The following is a 20599-nucleotide window of genomic DNA, read 5'->3' on the forward strand; positions in this document are numbered from 1 at the left end:
CCCCGCAGGTCAGTCCGTTGATCATGAAGTTGTTGTCGCGACACGCCGTCGTCGGGGGCAACAACTTCATGATCAACGCGGGCGGTCAGGAGGCGGGTGAGGGTTGTTCGCGCGGACGTCACCGAGACCTGCTGGCCGATGATCGCGCGAACGGCCATCTCGAAGCCGTCGACCGCGCGGGGGACGCGGATGCCGGGCTCGGCGGCCACCACCGGGGCCAGCGCCGGGTCCGCCGCGAGCGTGGCGTCGACCGCGACCGGGTCCGCGTCCAGATCGAGCAGGCGTCGGCAGCGGGCTACCGCCGGCGCGAGGTCGCGCAGGTCGGCCAGGCGCAGCGTCGCCGCCACGTGCCCGTCCGCCGGGGTCAGCGCCACCTGGCCGGCGCCGTGCGGCAATCGCAACCCCCGGTGGTACGTCCCGTCGCGCACCTCCTCCACCCCGGGCAGCGCGCGCAGCGCGAGGAAGTCCAGCAGCGCTCGGGCGTGCAGCGGCGGACGGTACGCCAGCCGGAGCGTGATGGTTCCCGCCCCGACCGCCGCCAGGTGCCGACCACGGGCCGTCCGCAGCTCGGACGGTGCGCTCGCGTACACCTCGCGGACCGTGTCGTTGAACTGCCGCACGCTGCCGAACCCGGCGGCGAACGCGATCTCGGCCATGCCGAGGCCGGTCGTCTCGATCAGGATCCGGGCGGTCTGCGCCCGCTGGGCCCGGGCCAGCGCGAGCGGCCCGGCACCCATCTCGGCGCGCAACATCCGGTGCAGGTGCCGTTCGGTGTAGCCGAGGCGGGCGGCCAGCCCCGGCACGCCGTCCCGGTCGACCACCCCGTCGGCGATCAGTCGCATCGCCCGGCCGACCACGTCGGCGCGGACGTCCCACTGTGGCGAGCCGGGTGCGGCATCCGGCCGGCAGCGGCGGCAGGCGCGCAACCCGGCGCCCTGCGCGGCCGCGGCCGACGGAAAGAACCGGACGTTCTGCCGCTTGGGGGTGGTCGCCGGGCAGGACGGCCGGCAGTAGATCCCGGTCGACGTCACGCCGGTGTAGAACCAGCCGTCGAACCGCTGGTCCCGGCTGTCCACCGCGCGGTAGCACCGTTCGAAGTCCATCTCCACGTCACCTATGGTGCCCCGCTGGTCGGGCCCTCGGCTGGCGGGAATCGGACCTGGGCGTGTGCGCGGCGGGCCGGCCGCGCACTGCCGGCCCGGGCACCGCTCAGCGGCGGCGACGGTGCGGCTGGCCGGACCGCTGCCCGGACCGGGCGGGTTGGCCGGACCGGTTCGACTGCCCCGACCGCGTGGACTGCCCGGCCAGCAGGGGCGAGCGGAACACGCCGTCCGGGTCGTACCGCTTCCACAGCCGGCGCACCCGGGCGCCGGTCTCGCCCGGGTAGATCCGGGCGAACGCGGCCGGGCCTGGTCGGCTCTCGAAGTTGACGTACTCGCCGTCGGCTCGCGCGCCGACGGCCCGCCAGGCGGTGTCCAACGCCGCGCCGCCCAGCGGTGGGAACGTCGAGGCGATGACCAGGGTGTTCTGGTGCCGGTGCGGGTAGGCCGTCGCGGCGGCGGCGACATCGTTGACCGCCCCGCCGACCGAGCGCAGTTGGATCACCGCCCGGCCCGGACCGGTGGTCGCCCGCGTGACCGCTCGCGCGACGCCCGGGTCCAGCTCGGCGAACAGGCCGTTGGTGGTCGTACCCCGTTGCTGCCCGACGTTCGGGTGCAGGTGCGCGGTCGGCACCAGCGTCGGGTAGGGCAGCAGGTCGCTGCGGTGTTCGAGCACCTTCCCGATGGCCAGCAGCGGCTCCACGACGGGCCGGACGCGGCGCAGGCTCTCCGCGGCCACCACTGCGGTGACGGACATGAGCGTCGAGCGGCCCTCGGCGAACAGCACGGCGGCGGCGGACAGCTCCCGGGGGGCCTGCGCCAGAAAGCTCGCCCACTCGCGGACGGTACGGCCGTCCGGGTGCGCCTCGACGACCAGCTGCGCCACGCCCACGTTGCGCTGCTCGGCGGCCTCGATCTCGAACGCCACCACGACACCGGCCCCCGCGCCGGCGCCCCGGACCAGCCAGAACAGCTCGGGTTCGTGCGCCGCGTCGGCGCGTACCAGCGTCCCGTCCGCGAGCACGACCTCCACCGCGCGGACGCGATCGATGGTGAGGCCGTGGGCGCGTACCAGCCAGCCGACGCCGCCGCCGGTGGCCAGCCCGCCGACGCCGACACCGCCGTAGTCGCCCGAGCTGACCACCAGGCCGTACGGGGCAAGCGCCGTCGCGACGTTCGCCCAGCGGGCGCCGGCCTCGACCCGGACCAGTCCGGCCCGTTCGTCGAGCACCCGCACCCGGTTGAGCATGGACAGGTCGATCACGACGCCGCCGTTGTTGGAGGAGGCTCCGGACAGGCCGTGCCCGCCGCTGCGCACGGCGATCGGCAGTCGCTGCTCCCGGGCGTACCGGATCGCGTCGATCACCTGCGCGGTGGTCTTCGGCAGCAGCACGGCGGCCGGCGAGGCAGTCGTCGTGTACGTCGAGCGAAGCTGCGCGTACCGGCGGTCGCCGGGCGTGACGATCTGCCCCCGCAGGGAGTCGGGCACCCGGGCCATGGCGGTGGTCATCGCTGGCCCTGGGCCGCTCGGCCGTCGTGCTCGGTCATGGCCCAAGAGTGGGGCGGTGGCGACGGCGTTGGCAAACCCCGGGTCGGCCACCAACCATTGGTAGGTGGTCAATGAGCGCGGAGCGGTGACACGCGTTCGGTCGTAGTGACCGGAATCTCCGCCGACGTGGGCGTCCGGGCCGGTCCGACCGAGGCGTGGAGATCACCTCGGTCGGACCGGGCCCGATCACCTCGCGGGGCTGGGCCCCGTGCTCGGCCCGGACGGGCTCGGCTTGATCGTCGGGGAGCCCGGTCGCCCCGGAACGCCCGGCGCACCACCCGTGGTCGGCCCCGGCTCGTCCGGCCTACCCGGCACACCCGGGGGGCCGGGCTCGTCCGGCCTGCCCGGCACGCCGGGGTCTCCCGGCTCGTCGGAGGTGGCCGGCGACGGCACCGGAGCCGGTAGGCCGGGCCGGCTCGGCACGCCGGGCGGCGCCCCGGACGGGTCGGGTACGGCCGCCGGGCCCGCTGGGCTCGGCACGGCTGGCGGAGGCCCGTCCGAGCCGCTCGCGGCCAGGGCGATCGGAGCCGCGATCAGGATCGCCGCGAGAGTCCCCACCGCCCCCATCGTCACCGTGGCGCGGCGTCTGTTGCGGAACCGCCGTTCCGCTCGGTTCAACTGGTCATGCACGATCGGTGCCTCCTCGGCCAGGTCGGTGAGGGTGGATCGGATGAGGCTCTCGAAGGGATCGGTCATCGCCGTACCTCCAGCAGCTCGATCTCCGGCAGCAGGTCGCGCAGACGCTGGACCGCCCGGTGCGTACGACTGCGGACGGTGCCCACCGAGCAGCCGAGCAGCTCGGCCACCCGGCCTTCGGGCAGGTCCTCGTAGTAGCGCAGGACCACCACCGTCCGCTGTGCCGGTGGCAGCTGGCGCAGCGCGGCACGCATCGCCAGCCGTACGTCGGAGCCGCCGCTCGGGTCGGCGCCGACCGGCTCGTCGGCCGGGTTGAGCGGCGTCTCCCGCCGTCGGCGAAGTCGCCGCCACCAGCTGATCTGCTCGCGGTACATCACCACGCGGAGATATCCCTCGGGATCGGCGTGCCGGATGGTCTCCCACTTCGGGATGGTTCGCACCAACGCCGACTGGAACAGGTCCTCGGCGGCGTTGCGGTCCCCGGTCAGCAGGTACGCGACCCGCATCAGCGCCGGTGTCCGGCTGCCGACGAACTCGGCCAGCCGAGCGCGTTCGTCCTCGTCCACCCACCACCCCCGTTTCGTTGTCACCCGTACAGACGCCCCAGGTCATCGTCGCTATCCGCGATCCGCTGTGTTTTTCCGGCCCGGAAGTGTCGGTCGTGACGGGTACCGTCCGGCCACCAACTGAAGAAGGGATGCGGGACATGACGAGCGTGGCGGGTTGGGCGGCGGCGTCGACACCGGGCGCGTTCCCGCCGCTGCCCCGCGCGGTGGCACAGTCCTTCTACCGCCGGATGCGGGCCGTCGCGCCGGCCGCCGTCGGCGCCATCGAACGGGACCGGGCGGCCGAGGCGGAGCAGGTCTTCGCCGACACCGCCTGTGGCCGGTTGGTCGGCTCACTCGACGATGCGGGCCTGCGCGCACTCGGGATGTGGACCCACCACTGGTGCATGCGCTTCTACGACGACGACACCCGCGTCGGTCGGCGGTTGGTGCGCGAGATCGCCGCGCGGGCCGAGTTGGGCTGGACGGCCGACGAGGTGCGCTGGATGCTGCGCGAGTCGTTCTCGGCCGGCCCGGCCGCCGCCGACCGGTTCACCCTGCCCCGTGCCGCCGCGGCGCAACTGCCCCCGGCCGACCGGCCGCCCGCGGACCACTGGCCCGAGGTCGAGGTGCCCCGCCAGCGCAGCGGCCGGCACGTGGGCGCGTGACCGGCCGCTTCGTGGCTGCGGCAGGATGGACGCCGCACCGCCCCGACGGAAGGACGCCCGATGCCCGCCAGCGAGCCGACCATCATCGCCACCAGCATGGGCTTCTCCCGGGGCGACCGAGGGCCGTACGACATGCGCCCCAGCCCGGTCTTCGAGCTGGCCGCCGAGCTGGCCGAGGCTGGTCCGCAGCCGCGGATCTGCTACCTCGGGCAGGCCGTCGGTGACCAGCCCACCTCGTTCGCCGCCGTCTACGGCGCGTTCGCCGAGACCCGGTTCCGCCTGTCGCACCTCGCGCTGTTCCCGATGCCGAACGTCGACGACGTCCGCGCCCACCTGCTCGCCCAGGACGTGATCTGGGTCGGCGGCGGCAGCGTCGCCAACCTCGTCGCGGTCTGGCGGGTGCACCGGCTCGACGAGATCCTGCACGAGTGCTGGCAGGCCGGCGTGGTGCTGGCCGGCGTCTCGGCCGGCTCGATCTGCTGGCACGTGGGCGGCGCCACCGACAGCTTCGGGCCCCGCCTGCGCGGGTTCACCGAGGCGTTGGGCTGGCTGCCGTACGGCAACGGCGTGCACTACGACAGCGAGGCCCAGCGCCGACCGCTGATGCACGAGCTGGTCGGCGACGGCACGTTGCCGACCAGCCACTGCACTGACGACGGCGTCGGCCTGGTCTACCGGGGGACCGGGCTGGTCGAGGCGGTCGCCGACCGCGAGGGCGTCTCGGCGTACGAGGTGAGCCGCAACGCGGACGGCAGTGTGCGGGAGGCGGTCATCGCGCCCCGCCTGCTTGGTTGAGCGCCGGTCAGACCCGATCCTCGAAAGCGGCGCACACGGTCGCCCGCACCTGCGGCCCCTCGATCGATCGCAGCAGCTCCCGGGCGAGGGCGATCTGGTGCGACTCGTCGACTGACCGGTCCATCGGGGTCAGCTCCACCCGCCACCGGAAGTAGAGGTAGTCGTCCTCGTCGGTGGCGGCGAGCCGCAGGTCGGCGTCCTCGTTGGGGTTGATCTCCAGCAGGTTGCCCCGGACGTCCACCGAGTCGCGGCGGTAGGGCACCGCGTCGGGCAGCCGGGTTCGGATCAGGTCGAGCAGCTCCGCCGCCGTCAGCGGGCCGTCGACCATGATGAGGAACTGCAACGTCGTCTGCACGTCTGCCACCTTGCCAGATGCGGAACCGCTCAATCGAGCGGGAGGAACGGGCCGTTGTCGAACTTGCCGCCCCGGCGCAGCACGGAGAACTGCACCTTGTGCGGCACGTGCGTGTCCATGAGTTCACGGCGCAGGTGGGTGAAGTCGGTGCCCAGATCGAAGCTGGCGAGCTGACCGTTCTCGTTGATGCGGCGCAGCATCGTCTTGCGCAGCCGGGTCCCGTCCGGAGCCCGGGACAGGGAGCGTTCGGCCAGGTCGAAGAAGGTCTTGTCGTCGACGATGAGCGCCACGTCGATGTCGGAGTCCGGGCGGGCGGTGCCCTTCACCCGGCTGCCGTGGGCGACCAGGTCCCCGTCGGGCAGCCCGGCCTGCCGTTGGGTCTGCCGGGCGCCCCGGGCGAACCGGGTCCACTGGCGTTCGGTGAAGCCCTGCGGGATCTGCCGGGCGGCCCGGGTGGTCGCCGCCTCGGCCGTCTCGCCCGCCACGTCGTCGGCCCGTCGCATCATGCTCCGGGCGGCCTGCGCCACGATGCCCCGGGCGGCCGTCGTGGCGCCGTCCGGCAGATCCCGTCGACGGCCGGTCATTCCAGCCCGCCCGACTGGCGGCGGCGCAGCACGGCGTCGAAGACCTGCGCCAGTTCGGCGGCGTCCTCGCCGGCGTGGTGGGTGTGCGGTACGTCGTGCAGACCCAGCTCGTGCTTGATCTTGCCCTTGCGGGTCTGGACCCACTCGCTGCCGGTCAGCCCCATCCAGTAGCTGCGGAGGTCGACGCCGGAACCGGTGGCGCCGAACGGGCTGTGGCCGACGAAGCGCACGAAGTACCAGTGCACGAACATGCCGTCCCAGACAGCGGGAGCGGCGAGGAAGACCGGGCGGCCGATCCGGCGCAGTCCGTTGACCCAGGCCGCCGCCGCTGCCATCGCCTCCGGCGCGGTGGGCGCCTCGCGGAGCAGACGGTCCCGGTCCAGACCCGACACGGCCAGCGCGGCCGGCACGAACTCGTCGGAGATGGGACGCAGTTCGGTGTAGAACGTCAGATCCGGGCGACCGGCCACGGCCATGCCCAACGAGATCATGCTGTTCGGCCCGGGGATCGGCCCGTCCGCCTCCACGTCGACGCCGACGTACAGCTCGGGCAGCGGAGAGGTCATCCCAGCACCACCCCGATGGCCTGGTCGATCAGCATGTTCAGGACGATGTCGGTGAGCTTCTTGAAGACGGGGATCTCCAGCAGCGAGGCGCCGAACGTCGGAGCGGCCGTCGCGATCGCCTGGATGATCTGCACCAGCAGGATGATCAGCTGGACGATCACGTTGATCTTCAGGGCGAGGACGATCAGCGCGCACACGAACAGCGTCGCCGCCACCATCTGTGCGCCGGTGCCGCCGTCCCGCAGCACCGACATCGCCGAACCGTCGGCATCCCAGCGCTCCTGAAACGCGGTCAACGCATCGCCCTGGTTGCCGGTCAGCACCCGCTGTGCGGCCGCCGTACCCTTCGCCGCCGCGTTGTGCAGCGAGTCGGCCATCTCCATCCACATCTGGCCCAGCTCGAACATCTTCGTCTCGTCCGACTTGGGCCAGGTGTAACCCAGCTCGTTCAACAGGCCGGCGAGCTCGCCGGGCAGCATGATCCCCATCGACCCGCCTACCAGCTCATCGTCGTGAACTGGGCGTCGTTGTCCTGCTCGACGGAGTCGTACTGGTCGGCCATCAGGCTCAACCCGGCACCGAAGCCGCGCAGCCCGTCGACGACCGACCCGAGGCACTCCGCCGCGATCTCCTCGGCCACCTGGTACGACATGCCGATCAGGCCGCCCACGTCGTCGTCGCCGAAGATGTCGCCCATCGAGGCCGTCCGCGCGAGCAGCACCTCCCACTGCGCGGCGAGCTGCTCGGCCACCGTCGTCAGGTGGCCGCCGCCCTGCCGCAGCGCGGGCGGGTGCACCTGTAGGTCCTCGCGCATGACATCACCTCGCTGCCTGCTGGATGCGCCGCACCGCGTCGGTGAGCGCATCGGTCATCGCCGCCATGCTGCGCACTGATTCGTTCTGCAACTCGTCGAGCTGCTGGCCCAGCGCCACCGGGTCGACCGCAGGTGCGTCCGCGGCCTCGCCGGCCGCAAGTCGCAGGTCGTCCAGCGCGGCGTTGACCGCCATGGTGATCTGCTCGCCGAGCATCTCGGCGCCCATCCGGAGCGCGCGCGGGTCCACCGTCACCGACTCGACGTGCTGGCCGACCGCCACGACCTCGACCTGACCGCCCGCCGCAGACCCGGTGCCCCGTGCCGGCTCGACCTCCAGATCATCGGGGACCTGCCCGGTCGAACGCATCGACGCCAGCGCCTGTCGGGTTTGCTGGAACAGCCGGTCGAATTCCGTCACCTGGTCCACAACGCCCCCTCACGTCGCACGCGACATCGAGAGGGTAGCAACGGGACGCCACCTGCCGTACCCGCCGATGCGCGACCCGGGGCAGCGTCCGGCCCGGTGGAATCGGAGCCGCCTGGACCGGCGCGTCCGGCACCGGCGTAAGCTGGCCCGTCGTGAGTCTCACCATCGGCATCGTCGGCCTGCCCAACGTCGGCAAGAGCACGCTTTTCAACGCGTTGACCAAGAACGACGTGCTGGCGGCGAACTACCCGTTCGCCACCATCGAGCCCAACGTCGGCGTGGTCGGGCTGCCCGACGAGCGGCTGGGCAAGCTGGCGGAGATCTTCTCCTCGCAGAAGGTGCTGCCGGCCCCGGTGTCGTTCGTCGACATCGCCGGCCTGGTCCGTGGCGCGTCCAAGGGGCAGGGCCGGGGCAACGCCTTCCTGGCCAACATCCGCGACGCCTCGGCGATCTGCCAGGTGGTCCGGGCGTTCTCCGACCCGAACGTGGTGCACGTCGACGGCAAGATCTCCCCGGCCGACGACATCGAGACGATCAACACCGAGCTGATCCTCGCCGACCTGCAGACCCTGGACAAGGCGCTGCCCCGGTTGGAGAAGGAGGCCAAGCTCCGCAAGGACCGGTCCGCCGCGGTCGCCGCCGCGAAGGCCGCGATCGAGGTGCTCGACGGCGGCACCACGCTCTACTCCGGGGCCGGCGCGGCCAAGATCGAGCTGGAGCACCTGCGCGAGCTGCACCTGCTCACCACCAAGCCCTTCCTGTACGTCTTCAACGTCGACGAGGCCGAGCTGGCCAACGAGACGTTCCTCGACGAACTGCGTGCCCTGGTCGCCCCCGCCGAGGCCGTCTTCATGGACGCCAAGATCGAATCCGAGCTGGTGGACCTGCCCGAGGAGGAGGCCCGCGAGCTGCTGGAGTCGATCGGGCAGAACGAGCCCGGCCTTAACCAGCTCGTCCGCGTCGGCTTCCGTACGCTCGGGCTCCAGACGTACCTCACGGCCGGCCCCAAGGAAGCGCGCGCCTGGACCGTCCCGGTCGGCGCCACCGCGCCGGAGGCCGCGGGTGTCATCCACTCGGACTTCCAGCGCGGCTTCATCAAGGCCGAGGTGGTCTCCTACCATGATCTGGTCGAGCACGGATCGATGGCCGCGGCCAAGGCGGCGGGCAAGGTCCGCATCGAGGGCAAGGAGTACGTCATGCAGGACGGCGACGTGGTGGAGTTCCGCTTCAACGTCTGAATCCAGCTCTCCCTTCCGCGGACGCGGTCGACGGCGGCCCTGATCGACTCGGATTCCTGGAAAGCGGGGTATCCGGACGGCTGGAACACCCCGACATCCAGAAATCCGAGGGATGATGCGGGTCCGGCACGGACAGGCAGAGGGACGGTGCCTTGTGGGGGAACGGACGTTGCTCAGTTCGTCGTTCGGCTCGGCCGCGTCCGCGTACGCCGAGCATCGCCCGGATTACGCGCAGGCCGCGGTGCGGTGGGCGCTTGAGTTCGCGCCCGGCCCGCGAGTGCTCGACCTTGGTGCCGGCACCGGCAAGCTGACCCACACGTTGGTCGCCGTTGGCGCGGACGTCGTCGCGGTCGAACCCGACCCGGCGATGCTCACCGAGCTGCGCCGTGCCAGGCCAACCGTTCGTGCCCTGCCGGGTAGCGCCGAGGCGATCCCGTTGCCGGACGCGTCCGTCGACGCCGTGCTGGCCGGCAACGCCCTGCACTGGTTCGACATGGCCGTCGCGGGGCCGGAAATCGCCCGGGTCCTCGCACCCGGAGGCGTCCTGGCGGGCCTGTGGAACATCATGGACGACCGGATCGACTGGGTCGCCGAGCTCGAACGTGTCAGCGGGAGTGCGGCGATCGGCCCGCGTGACACGCTCACCAGTTGGCGCGCGGCGACCGCTGACATGCTCGTTGTGAGCACCAGGCTGGACTCCCGGTTCGGTTCGTCGGAGCAGGCCGAGTTTCCGCACGGTCAGCGCCGAACCGCCGACTCCCTCATCGCGACACTCGCGACCCGGGCCGGGATGCTGGTCATGCCGGAACCGGACCGGGAGACCACGCTCGGCCGGATCCGCGACTTCCTCGCCAGTAGGCCCGAAACCGCCGAGGGTGAGTTCAACCTGCCGATGCTGACCGGGGTGTTGCGCGCCCGCCGGCGGTGACGGTCAACAGGTCATGTGCGGTAGTAGTCGGCTCGCCAGCGCGACTGCTCGGCTACCGAGAAGCCGTCGAAGTCACCGGCGGCCTCGCACGCGCTACTGCTCGGCCCAGACGCCCAACTCGTTGCCGCTCGGGTCGGTGAAGTGGAACCGGCGGCCTTCGGGGAACTCGTACGGCCCGTTGACCACCTGGCCCCCGGCCTCCTTCACCGCCTGCACGGACCGGTCCAGGTCACTTGAGTAGAGCAGCACCAGCGGGCCGCCCGCCCGTACCTCCTCGTCCAGGCGGAGACCACCCACCTCGGGTGCGGAGTCGCCCTGCGGGCTGCGGATGCCCGCGTACCCCGGGCCGTAGTCGGTGAACTGCCAGCCGAACGCGTCGGCGTAGAAGCGCTTGGCCTCGGCGAGGTCGGTCACGGTGAGCTCGATGTAGTCGATGGTGTGGTGTCGCTGTGGAGCTGACTCAGACATGCACCGCATTGTGTGCCTCGGGTACGACGGGATCGTAAAACGCAACTAAAGGTTGCGCGATGGGCGGCAATCGTCGTACGGTGACGCAACCAAAGGTTGCAGGCCGGCGAGGCGAAGGAGTCTGAAGTGGTGGACATTCTGCATCAGGTCGGCGTCGTCGCCCCGCTCGGCGACGTCTACCGAGCGGTGGCGACTCCCGAGGGCGTCGCGGGCTGGTGGTCGATCGACACGACCGGAAAGGGCGAGGTCGGCGGGCAGTTGACCGTCCGGTTCGGTGCCGACGGTGGGTTCGATCTGGAGATCATCGAGCTGGACCCGGCCGGACGGGTGCGGTGGCGGGTCGTCGGTGGCCCCGACGAGTGGATCGGCACCGAGGTCAACTGGCGCTTCGGCCAGCGTGGGAAGTACACGATCGTTGACTTCACGCACGGGGGTTGGCGCGAGCCGACCGAACTCATGCACGAGTGCAGCACCAAGTGGGCGATCTTCCTGATGAGTCTCAAGGAGCTGGTGGAGACGGGGCGCGGCCGGCCGGCGCCGGACGACGTCCAGATCGGCGACGGGCACTGACCTCGGTGGCGACGGAACCCGCCCCGTCCCGCCGCGCCATCTGGAACCCGGCAGCCAGCAGGCCGAGGATCACGATCGCCACGGCGCAGAGCAGCAGCGTCGGGCGTGCGCCGATGGCGCCGACCAACGGGCCGCCGAGCATCGTGCCGAGCGGCACCGCGAGCACAAGGACGGCGCCGTTCGCGGCGAGCACCGCGGGGAGTTGCTCGGTGGACGCGCTGCGCTGGAACAACGCCATCGACGTGGACATGTACGGCGCCCAGATCAGGCCTGCCAGGGCGAACGCCGGCAGGGACAGGCCGATAGGGGCGCCCAGGCCGAGGGGCAGCATGGCGACGCCGAACCCGATGACGATGCCGATCGTGGTGGCACGCAGCGGCCAGTGGCGAAGGTGCCCGGCCACCACACCGCCGACGAGGCCGCCGACGCCAAAGGCGGTGTAGTACGCGCCGAGCAGCGTCGCGGACGCGTGCAGGTCGTCGGTGACGTGCAGCGGCATGGCGACGTACACCGGGCCGAAGAGGAAGAAGAACGCGACGCTCAGCATCAGCAGGCCGAGCAGCGCGGGCTGACGGCGGATGACCGCGAAGCCCGCGGTACGAGAGGCGCCGCGCTCGTACCGATGAATCATGTCGGTGGCGGGAAGGGCGAGGCGATAGGTGAGCGCCAGCACGGCGAACGTCGCGGCGTCGACGGCGATGACCCACACCGGGCCCGCCCAGCCGATCAGGATGCCCGCCAGCGGCGGGCCGACGATGGTGGCGAACCCGGAGATGGTGGTGAGCACCGCGTTGGCCGGCAGGTGGTGGCGCTGCGGCAGCAGCTCGGCGATCAGGGTGAACCGCCCGGCGGAGCCCCACGAGTGCAGCAGCGCGGAAGCGGCGAGCAGGACGACGTACAGCCCGATGGTGAGCATGCCGGCGAGGTGGGCGATCGGGATCGCCGCGAGCGCGGCGGCTCGCAGGATCGCGTCCCAGCCGGCGAGCTGAGCGCCGCTGCGCCCGCGCAGCAACCGACCGAAGACGACCGTCCCGGCCGCGCTGGGCAGGGTGTACGCGGCCACCGCGACCGCGATCCACAGGCCGCGCTGGCCCTGCGGCGCGAGCTGGATGGCCAGCCAGGTCACCGCGACCACCGCCATGCCGTCGCCGAGGGCGGACACGGCCAGCCCGGGCAGCACGCGCCGCAGCAGGGGATGACTGACCACCGGCCAGTAGGGCGAGGTACGCGGGAATCGAGGCATGGAGACAGTCGACCCGCCGTGGGCCGGATCGGCCAGCAACGACTGCCGACAGCAGAATCAGCCCGGAGCGAACGGCCGGCCCTCGTCCGTGGCTGACGGTGATCGACTCCGGATCGCGCGGGTGGGGGTCACGCACACCCTGCACGGGACCGGAGCCGATCGACCGCCGCTACTCCGCTCGGTAGACGGAGATGTGTGCCGGGCTGTCGGCGGCGAACGGCCGCCGGTGCCAGTCGGCGTACCGCTCGGTGAGCCGGAGCCCCGCCTGCCGCGCCATCTCGTCGATCTGGTGCGGCCAGGCGTAGCGCATGGCGAACGGTTTCAGGTGCACACCGTCACCGTCGAAGGTGATGGTCTGCCGGATGAACCGCTGCGCGGGCCGGTCGTACCGGTGCAGTCGGATCGTCGCCGAGTCCTCGGTGACCTCCCGCACCTGCACCTGCTCATCGGCGTCGAAGCTGCGCGGGTCGGGTACGAACGTCTCGATGACGAACGCTCCGCCCGGCGACAGCACCCGGGCGACGTTGCGGAAGCAGTCCGCCTGCCGCTCGGCGTCCACCAGGTTGAACAGGGTGTTGAAGACCAGGTAGGCCAGGCGGAACGGGCCCTGCACACCCACGTCGGCCATGTCGCCGACGACCGCGGGGATCTGGTCGCCGCCGGGCTTGGCCCGCATCTGGGCCAGCATCTCCTCGGACGCCTCGATGCCGTGCACGCTGAGGCCACGTTCGGCAAGGGGCAGCGCGACGCGGCCGGTGCCGATCGCCAGTTCGAGGACCGGGCCGCCGTCGGCCAGATCGGCCAGGAAATCCACGGCGGGGGCCGGGTCGGGGTTGGTGCCGCCGTCGTCGTATCCGGCCGCCCAGAGCCGGCCGAAGAGGCCGGGATCGTCGAAGACCGACATCAGCGGCCTCCGGGGTTGGGATCAGTGGCGCCCAGCAGCGCCAGGGGAACGGTCCTGCTCACGAAGTCTCGATTCCTCGGATCGGATGACGTCGGGTCGGAGGGACTTCGTCGAGTGGGGCATGTCGGCTGCTCCTTTCGCGCGGCTGTCGACCGAGGACACCAGAGACGCCGCGGGCCCGGCAAGGCAATTACGCCAGCCGGGCCCGCGACGGGACGTGCGGTCAGGAGATGTGGTGCAGGATCACGTTGTGTACGTGGTGGCACTTCTGCGCGCCACGGAACTCCACCTCGTAGGTGTGCGTGCCGACGTGGATGGCGATGGCGCCGGTGGAGAAGAACGAACCACCCCACGACTTGTTGCTGACCACGCTCACGCTGGTGATCTTCGAGTACGGGATGCTGGTGATCGCGAACCGCTTCCCGACGAACGAGCGGTCCTGGATGATCACGCGGCGGTCGGTCAGCCCGATGAACCCGGTGCCGGTGCCGACAGCGTCGTAGACGGCGATGATCTGCTCGCCGTCGAGGAGGCCACTCTCGATCTGCTGGACCTGCTCCTTGCGGTCGTACGCGATGTTCGCCATGCGACCCAGGTTAGGCAACCGGTGCCAGTGGGTCGGGTGGGTCGTCAGGCCTCGGTGACCGCGCGGTACGCGTCCTCGATGCGGGCGGCCAGCAGAACCTCGCCCTCGGTCAGCGGCTCGTCGTTGCCGTGCCCGACCCGGATCTGGGTGCTGTCGGACCGGCGGCTGATCTCGGGACGCAGGTGCAGAGCGTCGGCGACGACCTTGACCCGTTCAGTTAGCGCCGCGTGTTGGGTATCGTCGATCACGAGCGTCCGCCGGATCTGTTCACCCTCCCGCGTCCAACCGGTTAGCAAGGTCAACGCGTCGGACAGGTAGTCGTGCTTGGCTCGGCTGTTGAACAGCACGCGCATCACCGCACCCCCCAAGCGCCGTTGCCGGCTTGTGGCCAAATCGTCGCCATCCCGTGTCTTGTCGGTGCCTTCTAGTCTGTCGTCGCTCGGTAAGGGTGTCCACGCCCACACTTCCGTGTTCTGTTGGACTAGCGGACGGCGTCGGTACCCAAACCGCCGATTGATCTGGCACCCTGGACGCCCGTGCAGACCGAACGGGCTAATGGCGGCGGGCAGGCCGAACGACGGGACCTGAAGGTGATCGTGGGGGCGGCGATCATCCGGGACGGACGGGTGCTCGCGTGTGCGCGCTCCGCCCCGCCCGAGGTGGCCGGCATGTGGGAGTTCCCCGGCGGGAAGGTCGAGCCGGGGGAGGGGGAGACCGAGGCGCTGATCCGGGAGTGCGCCGAGGAGTTGGCCGTACGCGTGGAGATCGGTGACCGGGTCGGCCGCAACGTCCGGATGGCCCACGGCCGCTCGGTGCTCAAGGTGTACGCGGCCCGCCTCCTGCACGGCGACGAGCCGCTGGCGTTGGAGCACCAGGCGCTGCGCTGGCTCGCCGCCGACGAGCTGGACTCGGTCACCTGGCTCCCCGCCGACGCACCGATCGTCGCCGCCCTGCGCCCCCGCCTCCTCGCTCGTTGATCATGAAGTTATTGCCGCGACACGCCGGTCGGCAGGGCAATAACTTCATGATCAACGGGGTGGGCCGGGGTGGGGTGGGTTAGGGGTGGGGGGATGTGACGGGGGCCCCGGCTATTGCCGGGGCCCCCGTTCGGGTGGTCGTGCTCAGTGCTTGTCGTCCTGGTCGGGGTGCGCGAAGTTGAGGTGCTCCGGAGGCATCGGGAAGGTCACGTCGTCGCCGAACGGCGACGGCGCGGCGGCCCGGTCGAAGGTGAGCTCGGTCAGCGGCAGCCGGCCCCGGTCGTCGACCGCAGGCGCGGTGGGGTGGGGCACCTCCCGGTGCCAGTTGACGCCGCTCTGCGCCTGCGCCTCAGCCTGCGGGTCGTGCGAGCCACCCGCGTGCGAGTGCCCCCCGCCCCGGCTCGTTCCCGGCAGGCTCGCCGAGCCCGGACGGGCGGTGGTCACGCTGGTCTGGGGCGTCTCGCCCCGACGGAAGATCTTGCTACCAAGCCACACAAGGGGATCGTACCTGCGGTCGACGACGCGTTCCTTCATGGGGATGATCCCGTTGTCGGTGATCTTGATGTGCTCGGGGCAGACCTCGGTGCAGCACTTGGTGATGTTGCAGAAACCGAGGCCCTGTTCGGCCTGCGCGTACTCCCTGCGGTCGGTCCGGGCGTCCAGCGGGTGCATGTCCAGCTCGGCCGCCCGGATGAAGTACCGCGGGCCGGAGAACGCCTGCTTGTTCTCCTCGTGGTCGCGGATCACGTGGCAGACGTTCTGGCACAGGAAGCACTCGATGCACTTGCGGAACTCCTGCGAGCGCTCGACGTCGACCTGCTGCATCCGGTAGTCGCCCGGGGCGACGTCCGCCGGAGGGGCGAACGCCGGGGTCTCCCGCGCCTTCTCGTAGTTGAACGAGACGTCGGTGACCAGGTCCCGGATGACGGGGAAGGTCCGCAGCGGCGTGACGGTGACCGTCTCCTCGTCGCCGAAGGTCGACATCCGGGTCATGCAGCCCAGTCGCGGCTTGCCGTTGATCTCCATCGAGCAGGAGCCGCACTTGCCGGCCTTGCAGTTCCACCGGCAGGCCAGGTCGGGCGCGTCGGTGGCCTGCAGGCGGTGGATGACGTCGAGGACGACCTCGCCCTCGTTCACCTCGACCATGTAATCCTGCAGGTCGCCGCCGGTCTCGTCGCCCCGCCAGATCCGGAACTGACGCTTCGCGCTCATCGGTTGTCCGCCTCTCCAGCGTCGGCGACGGAAGCGTCGAAGTCGGCGAGCTCCTCGTCGGTGAGGTACTTGGCCAGCTCGGCCCGGTCGAAGAGGCTGATCAGCTCCGGCCGCATCGTCGGCAGCGGCTTACGGGTCAGCCGTACGCTGTCGCCGTCCAGCGAGCAGACCAGGTTGACCTGCCGCCACTTCGGCTCCATCGCCGGATAGTCCTCCCGGGTGTGCCCGCCGCGCGACTCCTGCCGCTCCAGCGCCGCCTTCGCGGTGCACTCCGAGACCACCAGCATGTTGCGCAGGTCCAGGGCCAGGTGCCAGCCCGGGTTGTAGCGCCGGCCGCCGGCGGCGCTCACCTTGGCGACCCGCTCGCGCAGCTCGGCCAGCCGCACCAGGGCGTCGGCCAGCTCGCCTTCGCGCCGGATGATTCCGACGAGATCCCCCATGACCGCCTGGAGGTCCTGCTGGAGGGTGTACGGGCTCTCGCCGGTGTCCCGTTGCAGCGGCGCCAGGGCGGTCTCCACCGCCGCCTCGACCGCGTCCACGGCCACCTTCGGCCGGGCGGCCAGCCCGTCGGCGTAGCTGGCCGCGTGCCCGCCCGCCCGCTTGCCGAAGACCAGCAGGTCGGACAGGGAGTTGCCGCCCAGCCGGTTGGAGCCGTGCATACCGCCGGAGACCTCACCGGCGGCGAACAGCCCGCGTACGTGGCCGAAGGCGGCGCCCGAGTCCGGGTCCACCTCCACGCCACCCATCACGTAGTGGCAGGTCGGCCCGACCTCCATCGGCTCGGCCGTGATGTCGACGTCGGCCAGCTCCTTGAACTGGTGGTACATCGAGGGCAGCCGGCGGCGGATCTCGTCGGCCGAGCGCCGGCTCGCGATGTCCAGGAAGACACCGCCGGCGGGGGAGCCCCGACCGGCCTTGACCTCACTGTTGATCGCGCGGGCCACCTCGTCGCGGGGCAGCAGCTCCGGCGGGCGCCGGTTGTTGTCCGGGTCGGTGTACCAGCGGTCCGCCTCCTCCTCGGTCTCCGCGTACTGCTTGCGGAAGACGTCGGGGACGTAGTCGAACATGAACCGCTTGCCCTCGGAGTTCTTCAGCACGCCGCCGTCGCCGCGGACCGACTCGGTGACCAGGATGCCCTTCACCGAGGGCGGCCAGACCATGCCGGTCGGGTGGAACTGGAGGAACTCCATGTTGATCAGCGTCGCCCCGGCGCGCAGCGCCAGGGCGTGCCCGTCCCCGGTGTACTCCCAGGAGTTCGACGTGACCTTGTAGGAGCGCCCGACACCGCCGGTGGCCAGCACCACGGCCGGCGCCTCGAAGAGGATGAACTCGCCGGACTCGCGGTAGTAGCCGAAGGCGCCCGCGACCCGGTCGCCGTCGAGCAGCAGCTCGGTGATGGTCGTCTCGGAGAACACCCTGATCCGGGCGTCGTACGAGCCGAACTCGCGCTTGTCCTCCTGCTGGAGCGAGACGATCTTCTGCTGGAGGGTGCGGATCAGCTCCAGGCCCGTCCGGTCGCCCACGTGCGCCAGTCGGGGGTACTCGTGTCCGCCGAAGTTACGCTGGGAGATCTTGCCGTCCTTGGTGCGGTCGAAGAGCGCGCCGTACGTCTCCAGCTCCCAGATCCGCTGCGGCGACTCCTTCGCGTGCAGCTCGGCCATCCGGAAGTTGTTGAGGAACTTGCCGCCGCGCATGGTGTCGCGGAAGTGCACCTGCCAGCTGTCCCGGCTGTTCACGTTGCCCATCGCGGCGGCGGCGCCGCCCTCGGCCATCACCGTGTGCGCCTTGCCGAACAGCGACTTGGAGATGATCGCGGTCTTCTTGCCGGCGAGCCGGGCCTCGATGGCGGCGCGCAGGCCGGCGCCGCCGGCCCCGATGACGACGACGTCGTAGTGGTGTCGTTCGATGCGAGTGGTAGTGGTCATGTCAGGGGCCCTTTAGTTGATGAACCGCAGGTCGTTGAACCAGCCGGCCGCGAGCGCCATGACGTAGAAGTCGGTAAGCGCGAGGGTGCCGAGGGTGATCCAGGCGAGCTGCATGTGCCGGACGTTCAACGCCGAGACGAAGGTCCAGGCCCGGTAGCGCACCGGGTGCTTGGAGAAGTGCTTGAGCCGCCCGCCGATGATGTGCCGGCAGGAGTGGCAGGAGATGGTGTACGCCCAGAGCATCACCACGTTGAGCAGCAGGACGAGGTTGCCCAGGCCGAAGCCGAAACCCTTCGGCGAGTGGAAGGCGAGGATCGCGTCCCACGTGTTGATCAGCGAGATGATCGCGGCGGCGTAGAAGAAGTAGCGGTGCAGGTTCTGGCCGAGCAGCGGGAAACGGGTCTCCCCGGCGTACTCCTTGTGGCCGTCGGGAACGGCGCAGGCCGGCGGCGACAGCCAGAACGACCGGTAGTACGCCTTGCGGTAGTAGTAGCAGGTGAGCCGGAACAGCAGCAGGAACGGCAGGGTCAGCGCCGCGTCCGGGATGATCCACCAGCCGGGCAGGAACCGGCCGAAGTGTGAGGCCTCCTCGACGCACCGGTCCGTCACGCACGGGGAGTAGAACGGGGTCAGGTAGTGGAACTGGTCCACCCAGTACCACTTGTGCATGAAGACCCGGACCGTCGCGTAGGCGACCCAGGCGCTGAGCCCGATCACGGTGATCAGCGGGGCGAACCACCATCGGTCGGTACGCAACGTCTTCGCCGCGATGGCGGCGCGCGCCCGCGCCCCCCTCGGCCTCGTTGCCGTTGAAGTCATTCGAGTCGTCTCCTCGACGGGCCCGTACGGGCGGGCTGGTCTCTCTCCGGTCGGCACGCGGACCGGCGAACCCGCACCCGCTGCCACGTCATGCGCACACCAACGACCACGCCGGATCGACCGACGCAGCTAAGTGACACACGTTACGCCGATCTCTGCGAGCCGTCCGCGCAAGGGAGTGTCCCGTGTGTCTGGCCTGCGGAAAAGCCCTCAGCGCGCGGGTTTGCGGCGCGTCGTCGAGAAACGTCAGCCGGAGGCGCCGCCGGTGAAGTGCCAGGACGCGAGCCGCACCGACGGCGCCGCCCACCAGGCACCGTCCACCCGGTCCGGTTGACGCACCGCCCGCGAGCCCAGCCCGAGCACCGCGCCCGGCCCGAGCGCCCGAGGGTACGACTCGGTGAACCGCAGGTCGCGGACCGCCCGGACGACCGTGCCGTCCTCGATCAGCCAGACCCCGTTGCGGGTCAACCCGGTGACGACGAGGCTCTTCGGGTCGAGCACCCGCGTGTACCACAGATCGGAGACCAGCAGCCCGCGCCGCACCCCGGCGACCAGCGCCGCGGTGTCCGTGTCCACCACCGCGCCGGCCGCCGTGCCCGTGGTGCTCCGGCCCACCGCGCTGGCCGGGCCCACCGCCGCGGGAGAGAGCCGCAGGTTGCGGGCCATCGGGCCCCAGGTGGCGCCGCCCGCGATCGCGTGCCCGGTGGACTCCGCGCCCGCCTCGGCGGCCGTCCGCCGGTCGTGCGCGACCGCCCGCGTGGTGCCCGCCTCGACCAGGGTCACCGCCCGCCGGCCGGTGCCCTCGGCGTCGAACGGCAGACCCGACGCGCCCAGCGGGTCATCCACCAGGGTCACCTGTCGGTCGAACTGGGCCGCGCCCGGCTCGGCGAAGGACTGCCGCTCCGCGTACCGCTTGCCGTTGAAGCCGAACCAGGAGAGGTTCTGCAACAGGTCCGCCACGGCGGCCGGCTCGAACACCACCTCGTAGCGCCCCGGCGGCAGCTCGACCGGGTCGGCCGCCGCCTGCGCCTTCGCGGCGGCGTGCGCGCCCAGCTCCGCACCGTCGAGGTCGGACAGCCGGTCGACGCAGCGTCGGGCCACCCCGTCCGCGCCGTCGCGCCGGGCGATGCCGTCCATCGCCGCCTCCGCCGAGCGACCGTACGCGGTGTGCCCGGCCGAGTTGGCGAACGCCGACGAGCGGTGCGCGGTGCGGCAGTATCCGGCCGTGATGAGGCTCCCGGCGGCGGCCACGAACGCGCCGACCCGGTCGGCCCGCTGGTCCGGCTCGGCGTGGGCGGTGGCCTCGTCGACGGGCGGGGCGTCCGGTGTGGGCGTCGGCGGGGCCAGCCCCGGCCAACCCGGGTCGGGCGGGCAGAGCCGCGCCGCCGCCAGGGTGCGCTCGACCAGCGCGCCCAACCCGTCGGTGGTGACCACGCTGCCGCTGCCGGCGGCGGTCCGTCCGTCGACGTGCACCCGCAGCCGGACGCCGACGGTGGACTCGGCGACGTTCTGATGGATGGCCGAGTTGGCGAACCGGGTCAGCGCCAGGTCCGCCCGGGTCACCACCGCCTCGGCCTGCGCGGCCGGCCCGCCGAGACGCCGAACCAGCTCGATGACCTGCCCGGCCAGCTCCAACTCCGTCGAACCACTCACGGCAGCTCCTTCAGTCGCGACTGCGCGGCTCGCACGG

Annotated in this window: 23 protein-coding genes and 1 pseudogene; 6 read left to right on the forward strand and 18 right to left on the reverse strand. The window is 71.4% G+C overall.

Going from position 1 to position 20599, the window contains the following annotated elements; all coding sequences use genetic code 11:
* Positions 1-85 precede the first annotated feature (85 nt).
* From ACFYPH_RS22840 to ACFYPH_RS22850, 3 genes and pseudogenes are all read right to left on the reverse strand, one after another.
* Positions 86-1109, reverse strand: a pseudogene (locus tag ACFYPH_RS22840) (bifunctional transcriptional activator/DNA repair enzyme AdaA); the annotation flags it as partial.
* A 100-nt stretch (positions 1110-1209) separates the two neighbouring features.
* Positions 1210-2610 (reverse strand): FAD-dependent oxidoreductase, encoded by a 1401-nt coding sequence (locus ACFYPH_RS22845; protein WP_354857100.1) that lies wholly within the window; start codon positions 2608-2610, stop codon positions 1210-1212.
* Between the two features lie 731 nt (positions 2611-3341).
* Positions 3342-3851: a SigE family RNA polymerase sigma factor gene (locus ACFYPH_RS22850; protein WP_354857097.1), complete on the reverse strand. Its 510-nt coding sequence runs from the start codon at positions 3849-3851 to the stop codon at positions 3342-3344.
* Positions 3852-3991: 140 nt separating this feature from the next.
* Between ACFYPH_RS22850 and ACFYPH_RS22855 the strand changes: the two genes are divergently transcribed.
* Both ACFYPH_RS22855 and ACFYPH_RS22860 read left to right on the forward strand, forming a co-directional pair.
* The gene (locus tag ACFYPH_RS22855) at positions 3992-4498 is read left to right on the forward strand and encodes a hypothetical protein (protein WP_354857095.1); all 507 of its coding nucleotides are present in this window, start codon (positions 3992-3994) and stop codon (positions 4496-4498) included.
* A gap of 60 nt (positions 4499-4558) precedes the next feature.
* Complete coding sequence (locus tag ACFYPH_RS22860) at positions 4559-5293, forward strand: peptidase E (RefSeq protein ID WP_354857093.1); 735 nt, start codon at positions 4559-4561, stop codon at positions 5291-5293.
* 7 nt (positions 5294-5300) lie between these two features.
* Here the strand turns inward: ACFYPH_RS22860 and ACFYPH_RS22865 are convergent, their stop codons facing one another.
* From ACFYPH_RS22865 to ACFYPH_RS22890, 6 genes are read right to left on the reverse strand one after another with little or no spacing between them, the layout of a single operon-like run.
* Entirely contained in the window at positions 5301-5648 is a 348-nt protein-coding gene (locus ACFYPH_RS22865) for a hypothetical protein (protein WP_387184405.1), read from the reverse strand.
* 29 nt (positions 5649-5677) lie between these two features.
* Entirely contained in the window at positions 5678-6232 is a 555-nt protein-coding gene (locus ACFYPH_RS22870; protein ID WP_354857090.1) for a nucleotidyltransferase domain-containing protein, read from the reverse strand.
* The gene (locus ACFYPH_RS22875) at positions 6229-6798 is read right to left on the reverse strand and encodes an exonuclease (protein WP_354857087.1); all 570 of its coding nucleotides are present in this window, start codon (positions 6796-6798) and stop codon (positions 6229-6231) included. The genes ACFYPH_RS22870 and ACFYPH_RS22875 overlap by 4 nt, the downstream gene beginning before the upstream one ends.
* Positions 6795-7286: a hypothetical protein gene (locus ACFYPH_RS22880; protein ID WP_387184409.1), complete on the reverse strand. Its 492-nt coding sequence runs from the start codon at positions 7284-7286 to the stop codon at positions 6795-6797. Before ACFYPH_RS22880 ends, ACFYPH_RS22875 begins: the two co-directional genes overlap by 4 nt.
* A gap of 8 nt (positions 7287-7294) precedes the next feature.
* Positions 7295-7612 carry a hypothetical protein gene (locus ACFYPH_RS22885; protein ID WP_363938817.1) on the reverse strand — a complete coding sequence of 106 codons (318 nt, stop codon included), beginning with the start codon at positions 7610-7612 and terminating at the stop codon, positions 7295-7297.
* 4 nt (positions 7613-7616) lie between these two features.
* Positions 7617-8039, reverse strand: coding sequence for a YbaB/EbfC family nucleoid-associated protein (locus ACFYPH_RS22890; protein WP_355138184.1), 423 nt, complete (start codon positions 8037-8039; stop codon positions 7617-7619).
* Between the two features lie 152 nt (positions 8040-8191).
* Between ACFYPH_RS22890 and ychF the strand changes: the two genes are divergently transcribed.
* Together ychF and ACFYPH_RS22900 are read left to right on the forward strand one after the other, a co-directional pair.
* Positions 8192-9277 (forward strand): redox-regulated ATPase YchF, encoded by a 1086-nt coding sequence (ychF, locus tag ACFYPH_RS22895; protein ID WP_387184412.1) that lies wholly within the window; start codon positions 8192-8194, stop codon positions 9275-9277.
* Between the two features lie 115 nt (positions 9278-9392).
* Entirely contained in the window at positions 9393-10205 is an 813-nt protein-coding gene (locus ACFYPH_RS22900; RefSeq protein WP_387184497.1) for a class I SAM-dependent methyltransferase, read from the forward strand.
* Between the two features lie 93 nt (positions 10206-10298).
* On the opposite strand, the gene ACFYPH_RS22905 is transcribed toward ACFYPH_RS22900, so the two are convergent.
* Positions 10299-10673, reverse strand: a complete 375-nt coding sequence (locus ACFYPH_RS22905) for a VOC family protein (protein WP_387184415.1) — start codon at positions 10671-10673, stop codon at positions 10299-10301.
* Positions 10674-10802: 129 nt separating this feature from the next.
* Here ACFYPH_RS22905 and ACFYPH_RS22910 point away from each other — a divergent pair, with 129 nt between their 5' ends.
* Positions 10803-11243: an SRPBCC domain-containing protein gene (locus ACFYPH_RS22910; protein ID WP_355138174.1), complete on the forward strand. Its 441-nt coding sequence runs from the start codon at positions 10803-10805 to the stop codon at positions 11241-11243.
* Here ACFYPH_RS22910 and ACFYPH_RS22915 read toward each other — a convergent pair.
* The 4 genes from ACFYPH_RS22915 to ACFYPH_RS22930 form a co-directional block, all read right to left on the reverse strand.
* The gene (locus ACFYPH_RS22915) at positions 11173-12486 is read right to left on the reverse strand and encodes an MFS transporter (protein ID WP_387184418.1); all 1314 of its coding nucleotides are present in this window, start codon (positions 12484-12486) and stop codon (positions 11173-11175) included. The genes ACFYPH_RS22910 and ACFYPH_RS22915 overlap by 71 nt on opposite strands.
* Before the next feature lie 169 nt (positions 12487-12655).
* Complete coding sequence (locus tag ACFYPH_RS22920) at positions 12656-13390, reverse strand: class I SAM-dependent methyltransferase (RefSeq protein ID WP_387184421.1); 735 nt, start codon at positions 13388-13390, stop codon at positions 12656-12658.
* 223 nt (positions 13391-13613) lie between these two features.
* Complete coding sequence (locus ACFYPH_RS22925) at positions 13614-13976, reverse strand: PH domain-containing protein (RefSeq protein WP_354857068.1); 363 nt, start codon at positions 13974-13976, stop codon at positions 13614-13616.
* Between the two features lie 44 nt (positions 13977-14020).
* Positions 14021-14329: a 4a-hydroxytetrahydrobiopterin dehydratase gene (locus ACFYPH_RS22930; RefSeq protein ID WP_354857066.1), complete on the reverse strand. Its 309-nt coding sequence runs from the start codon at positions 14327-14329 to the stop codon at positions 14021-14023.
* Positions 14330-14512: 183 nt separating this feature from the next.
* On the opposite strand from ACFYPH_RS22930, the gene ACFYPH_RS22935 reads away from it, so the two are divergent.
* Positions 14513-14953: a (deoxy)nucleoside triphosphate pyrophosphohydrolase gene (locus tag ACFYPH_RS22935; RefSeq protein WP_354857064.1), complete on the forward strand. Its 441-nt coding sequence runs from the start codon at positions 14513-14515 to the stop codon at positions 14951-14953.
* Positions 14954-15097: 144 nt separating this feature from the next.
* Here the strand turns inward: ACFYPH_RS22935 and ACFYPH_RS22940 are convergent, their stop codons facing one another.
* The 4 genes from ACFYPH_RS22940 to ACFYPH_RS22955 all read right to left on the reverse strand — a co-directional run bounded on the left by ACFYPH_RS22940 (position 15098) and on the right by ACFYPH_RS22955 (position 20562).
* On the reverse strand, positions 15098-16165 hold the full coding sequence (locus tag ACFYPH_RS22940; RefSeq protein WP_354857062.1) for a succinate dehydrogenase/fumarate reductase iron-sulfur subunit: 1068 nt from the start codon (positions 16163-16165) through the stop codon (positions 15098-15100).
* Positions 16162-18090, reverse strand: a complete 1929-nt coding sequence (locus ACFYPH_RS22945; RefSeq protein ID WP_354857059.1) for a fumarate reductase/succinate dehydrogenase flavoprotein subunit — start codon at positions 18088-18090, stop codon at positions 16162-16164. Before ACFYPH_RS22945 ends, ACFYPH_RS22940 begins: the two co-directional genes overlap by 4 nt.
* A 12-nt stretch (positions 18091-18102) precedes the next feature.
* Complete coding sequence (locus tag ACFYPH_RS22950) at positions 18103-18909, reverse strand: hypothetical protein (protein ID WP_354857056.1); 807 nt, start codon at positions 18907-18909, stop codon at positions 18103-18105.
* Positions 18910-19155: 246 nt separating this feature from the next.
* Positions 19156-20562, reverse strand: a complete 1407-nt coding sequence (locus tag ACFYPH_RS22955; RefSeq protein WP_354857054.1) for a metallopeptidase TldD-related protein — start codon at positions 20560-20562, stop codon at positions 19156-19158.
* Positions 20563-20599: the final 37 nt, after the last annotated feature.

The sequence above is a fragment of the Micromonospora sp. NPDC005252 genome, from assembly GCF_042872475.1.
Lineage (GTDB): Bacteria > Actinomycetota > Actinomycetes > Mycobacteriales > Micromonosporaceae > Micromonospora.

What these genes read in the sequence shown, in the direction of transcription:
- ACFYPH_RS22950 (WP_354857056.1), bottom strand. Translation starts at nt 18,909, where the DNA reads ATGACTTCAACGGCAACGAGGCCGAGGGGGGCGCGGGCGCGCGCCGCC.
- ACFYPH_RS22880 (WP_387184409.1), bottom strand. Translation starts at nt 7,286, where the DNA reads ATGGGGATCATGCTGCCCGGCGAGCTCGCCGGCCTGTTGAACGAGCTG.
- ACFYPH_RS22925 (WP_354857068.1), bottom strand. Translation starts at nt 13,976, where the DNA reads ATGGCGAACATCGCGTACGACCGCAAGGAGCAGGTCCAGCAGATCGAG.
- ACFYPH_RS22940 (WP_354857062.1), bottom strand. Translation starts at nt 16,165, where the DNA reads ATGAGCGCGAAGCGTCAGTTCCGGATCTGGCGGGGCGACGAGACCGGC.
- ACFYPH_RS22875 (WP_354857087.1), bottom strand. Translation starts at nt 6,798, where the DNA reads ATGACCTCTCCGCTGCCCGAGCTGTACGTCGGCGTCGACGTGGAGGCG.
- ACFYPH_RS22845 (WP_354857100.1), bottom strand. Translation starts at nt 2,610, where the DNA reads ATGACCACCGCCATGGCCCGGGTGCCCGACTCCCTGCGGGGGCAGATC.
- ACFYPH_RS22905 (WP_387184415.1), bottom strand. Translation starts at nt 10,673, where the DNA reads ATGTCTGAGTCAGCTCCACAGCGACACCACACCATCGACTACATCGAG.
- ACFYPH_RS22860 (WP_354857093.1), top strand. Translation starts at nt 4,559, where the DNA reads ATGCCCGCCAGCGAGCCGACCATCATCGCCACCAGCATGGGCTTCTCC.
- ACFYPH_RS22920 (WP_387184421.1), bottom strand. Translation starts at nt 13,390, where the DNA reads ATGTCGGTCTTCGACGATCCCGGCCTCTTCGGCCGGCTCTGGGCGGCC.
- ACFYPH_RS22885 (WP_363938817.1), bottom strand. Translation starts at nt 7,612, where the DNA reads ATGCGCGAGGACCTACAGGTGCACCCGCCCGCGCTGCGGCAGGGCGGC.
- ACFYPH_RS22930 (WP_354857066.1), bottom strand. Translation starts at nt 14,329, where the DNA reads ATGCGCGTGCTGTTCAACAGCCGAGCCAAGCACGACTACCTGTCCGAC.
- ACFYPH_RS22915 (WP_387184418.1), bottom strand. Translation starts at nt 12,486, where the DNA reads ATGCCTCGATTCCCGCGTACCTCGCCCTACTGGCCGGTGGTCAGTCAT.
- ACFYPH_RS22900 (WP_387184497.1), top strand. Translation starts at nt 9,393, where the DNA reads ATGCGGGTCCGGCACGGACAGGCAGAGGGACGGTGCCTTGTGGGGGAA.
- ACFYPH_RS22855 (WP_354857095.1), top strand. Translation starts at nt 3,992, where the DNA reads ATGACGAGCGTGGCGGGTTGGGCGGCGGCGTCGACACCGGGCGCGTTC.
- ACFYPH_RS22945 (WP_354857059.1), bottom strand. Translation starts at nt 18,090, where the DNA reads ATGACCACTACCACTCGCATCGAACGACACCACTACGACGTCGTCGTC.
- ACFYPH_RS22870 (WP_354857090.1), bottom strand. Translation starts at nt 6,232, where the DNA reads ATGACCGGCCGTCGACGGGATCTGCCGGACGGCGCCACGACGGCCGCC.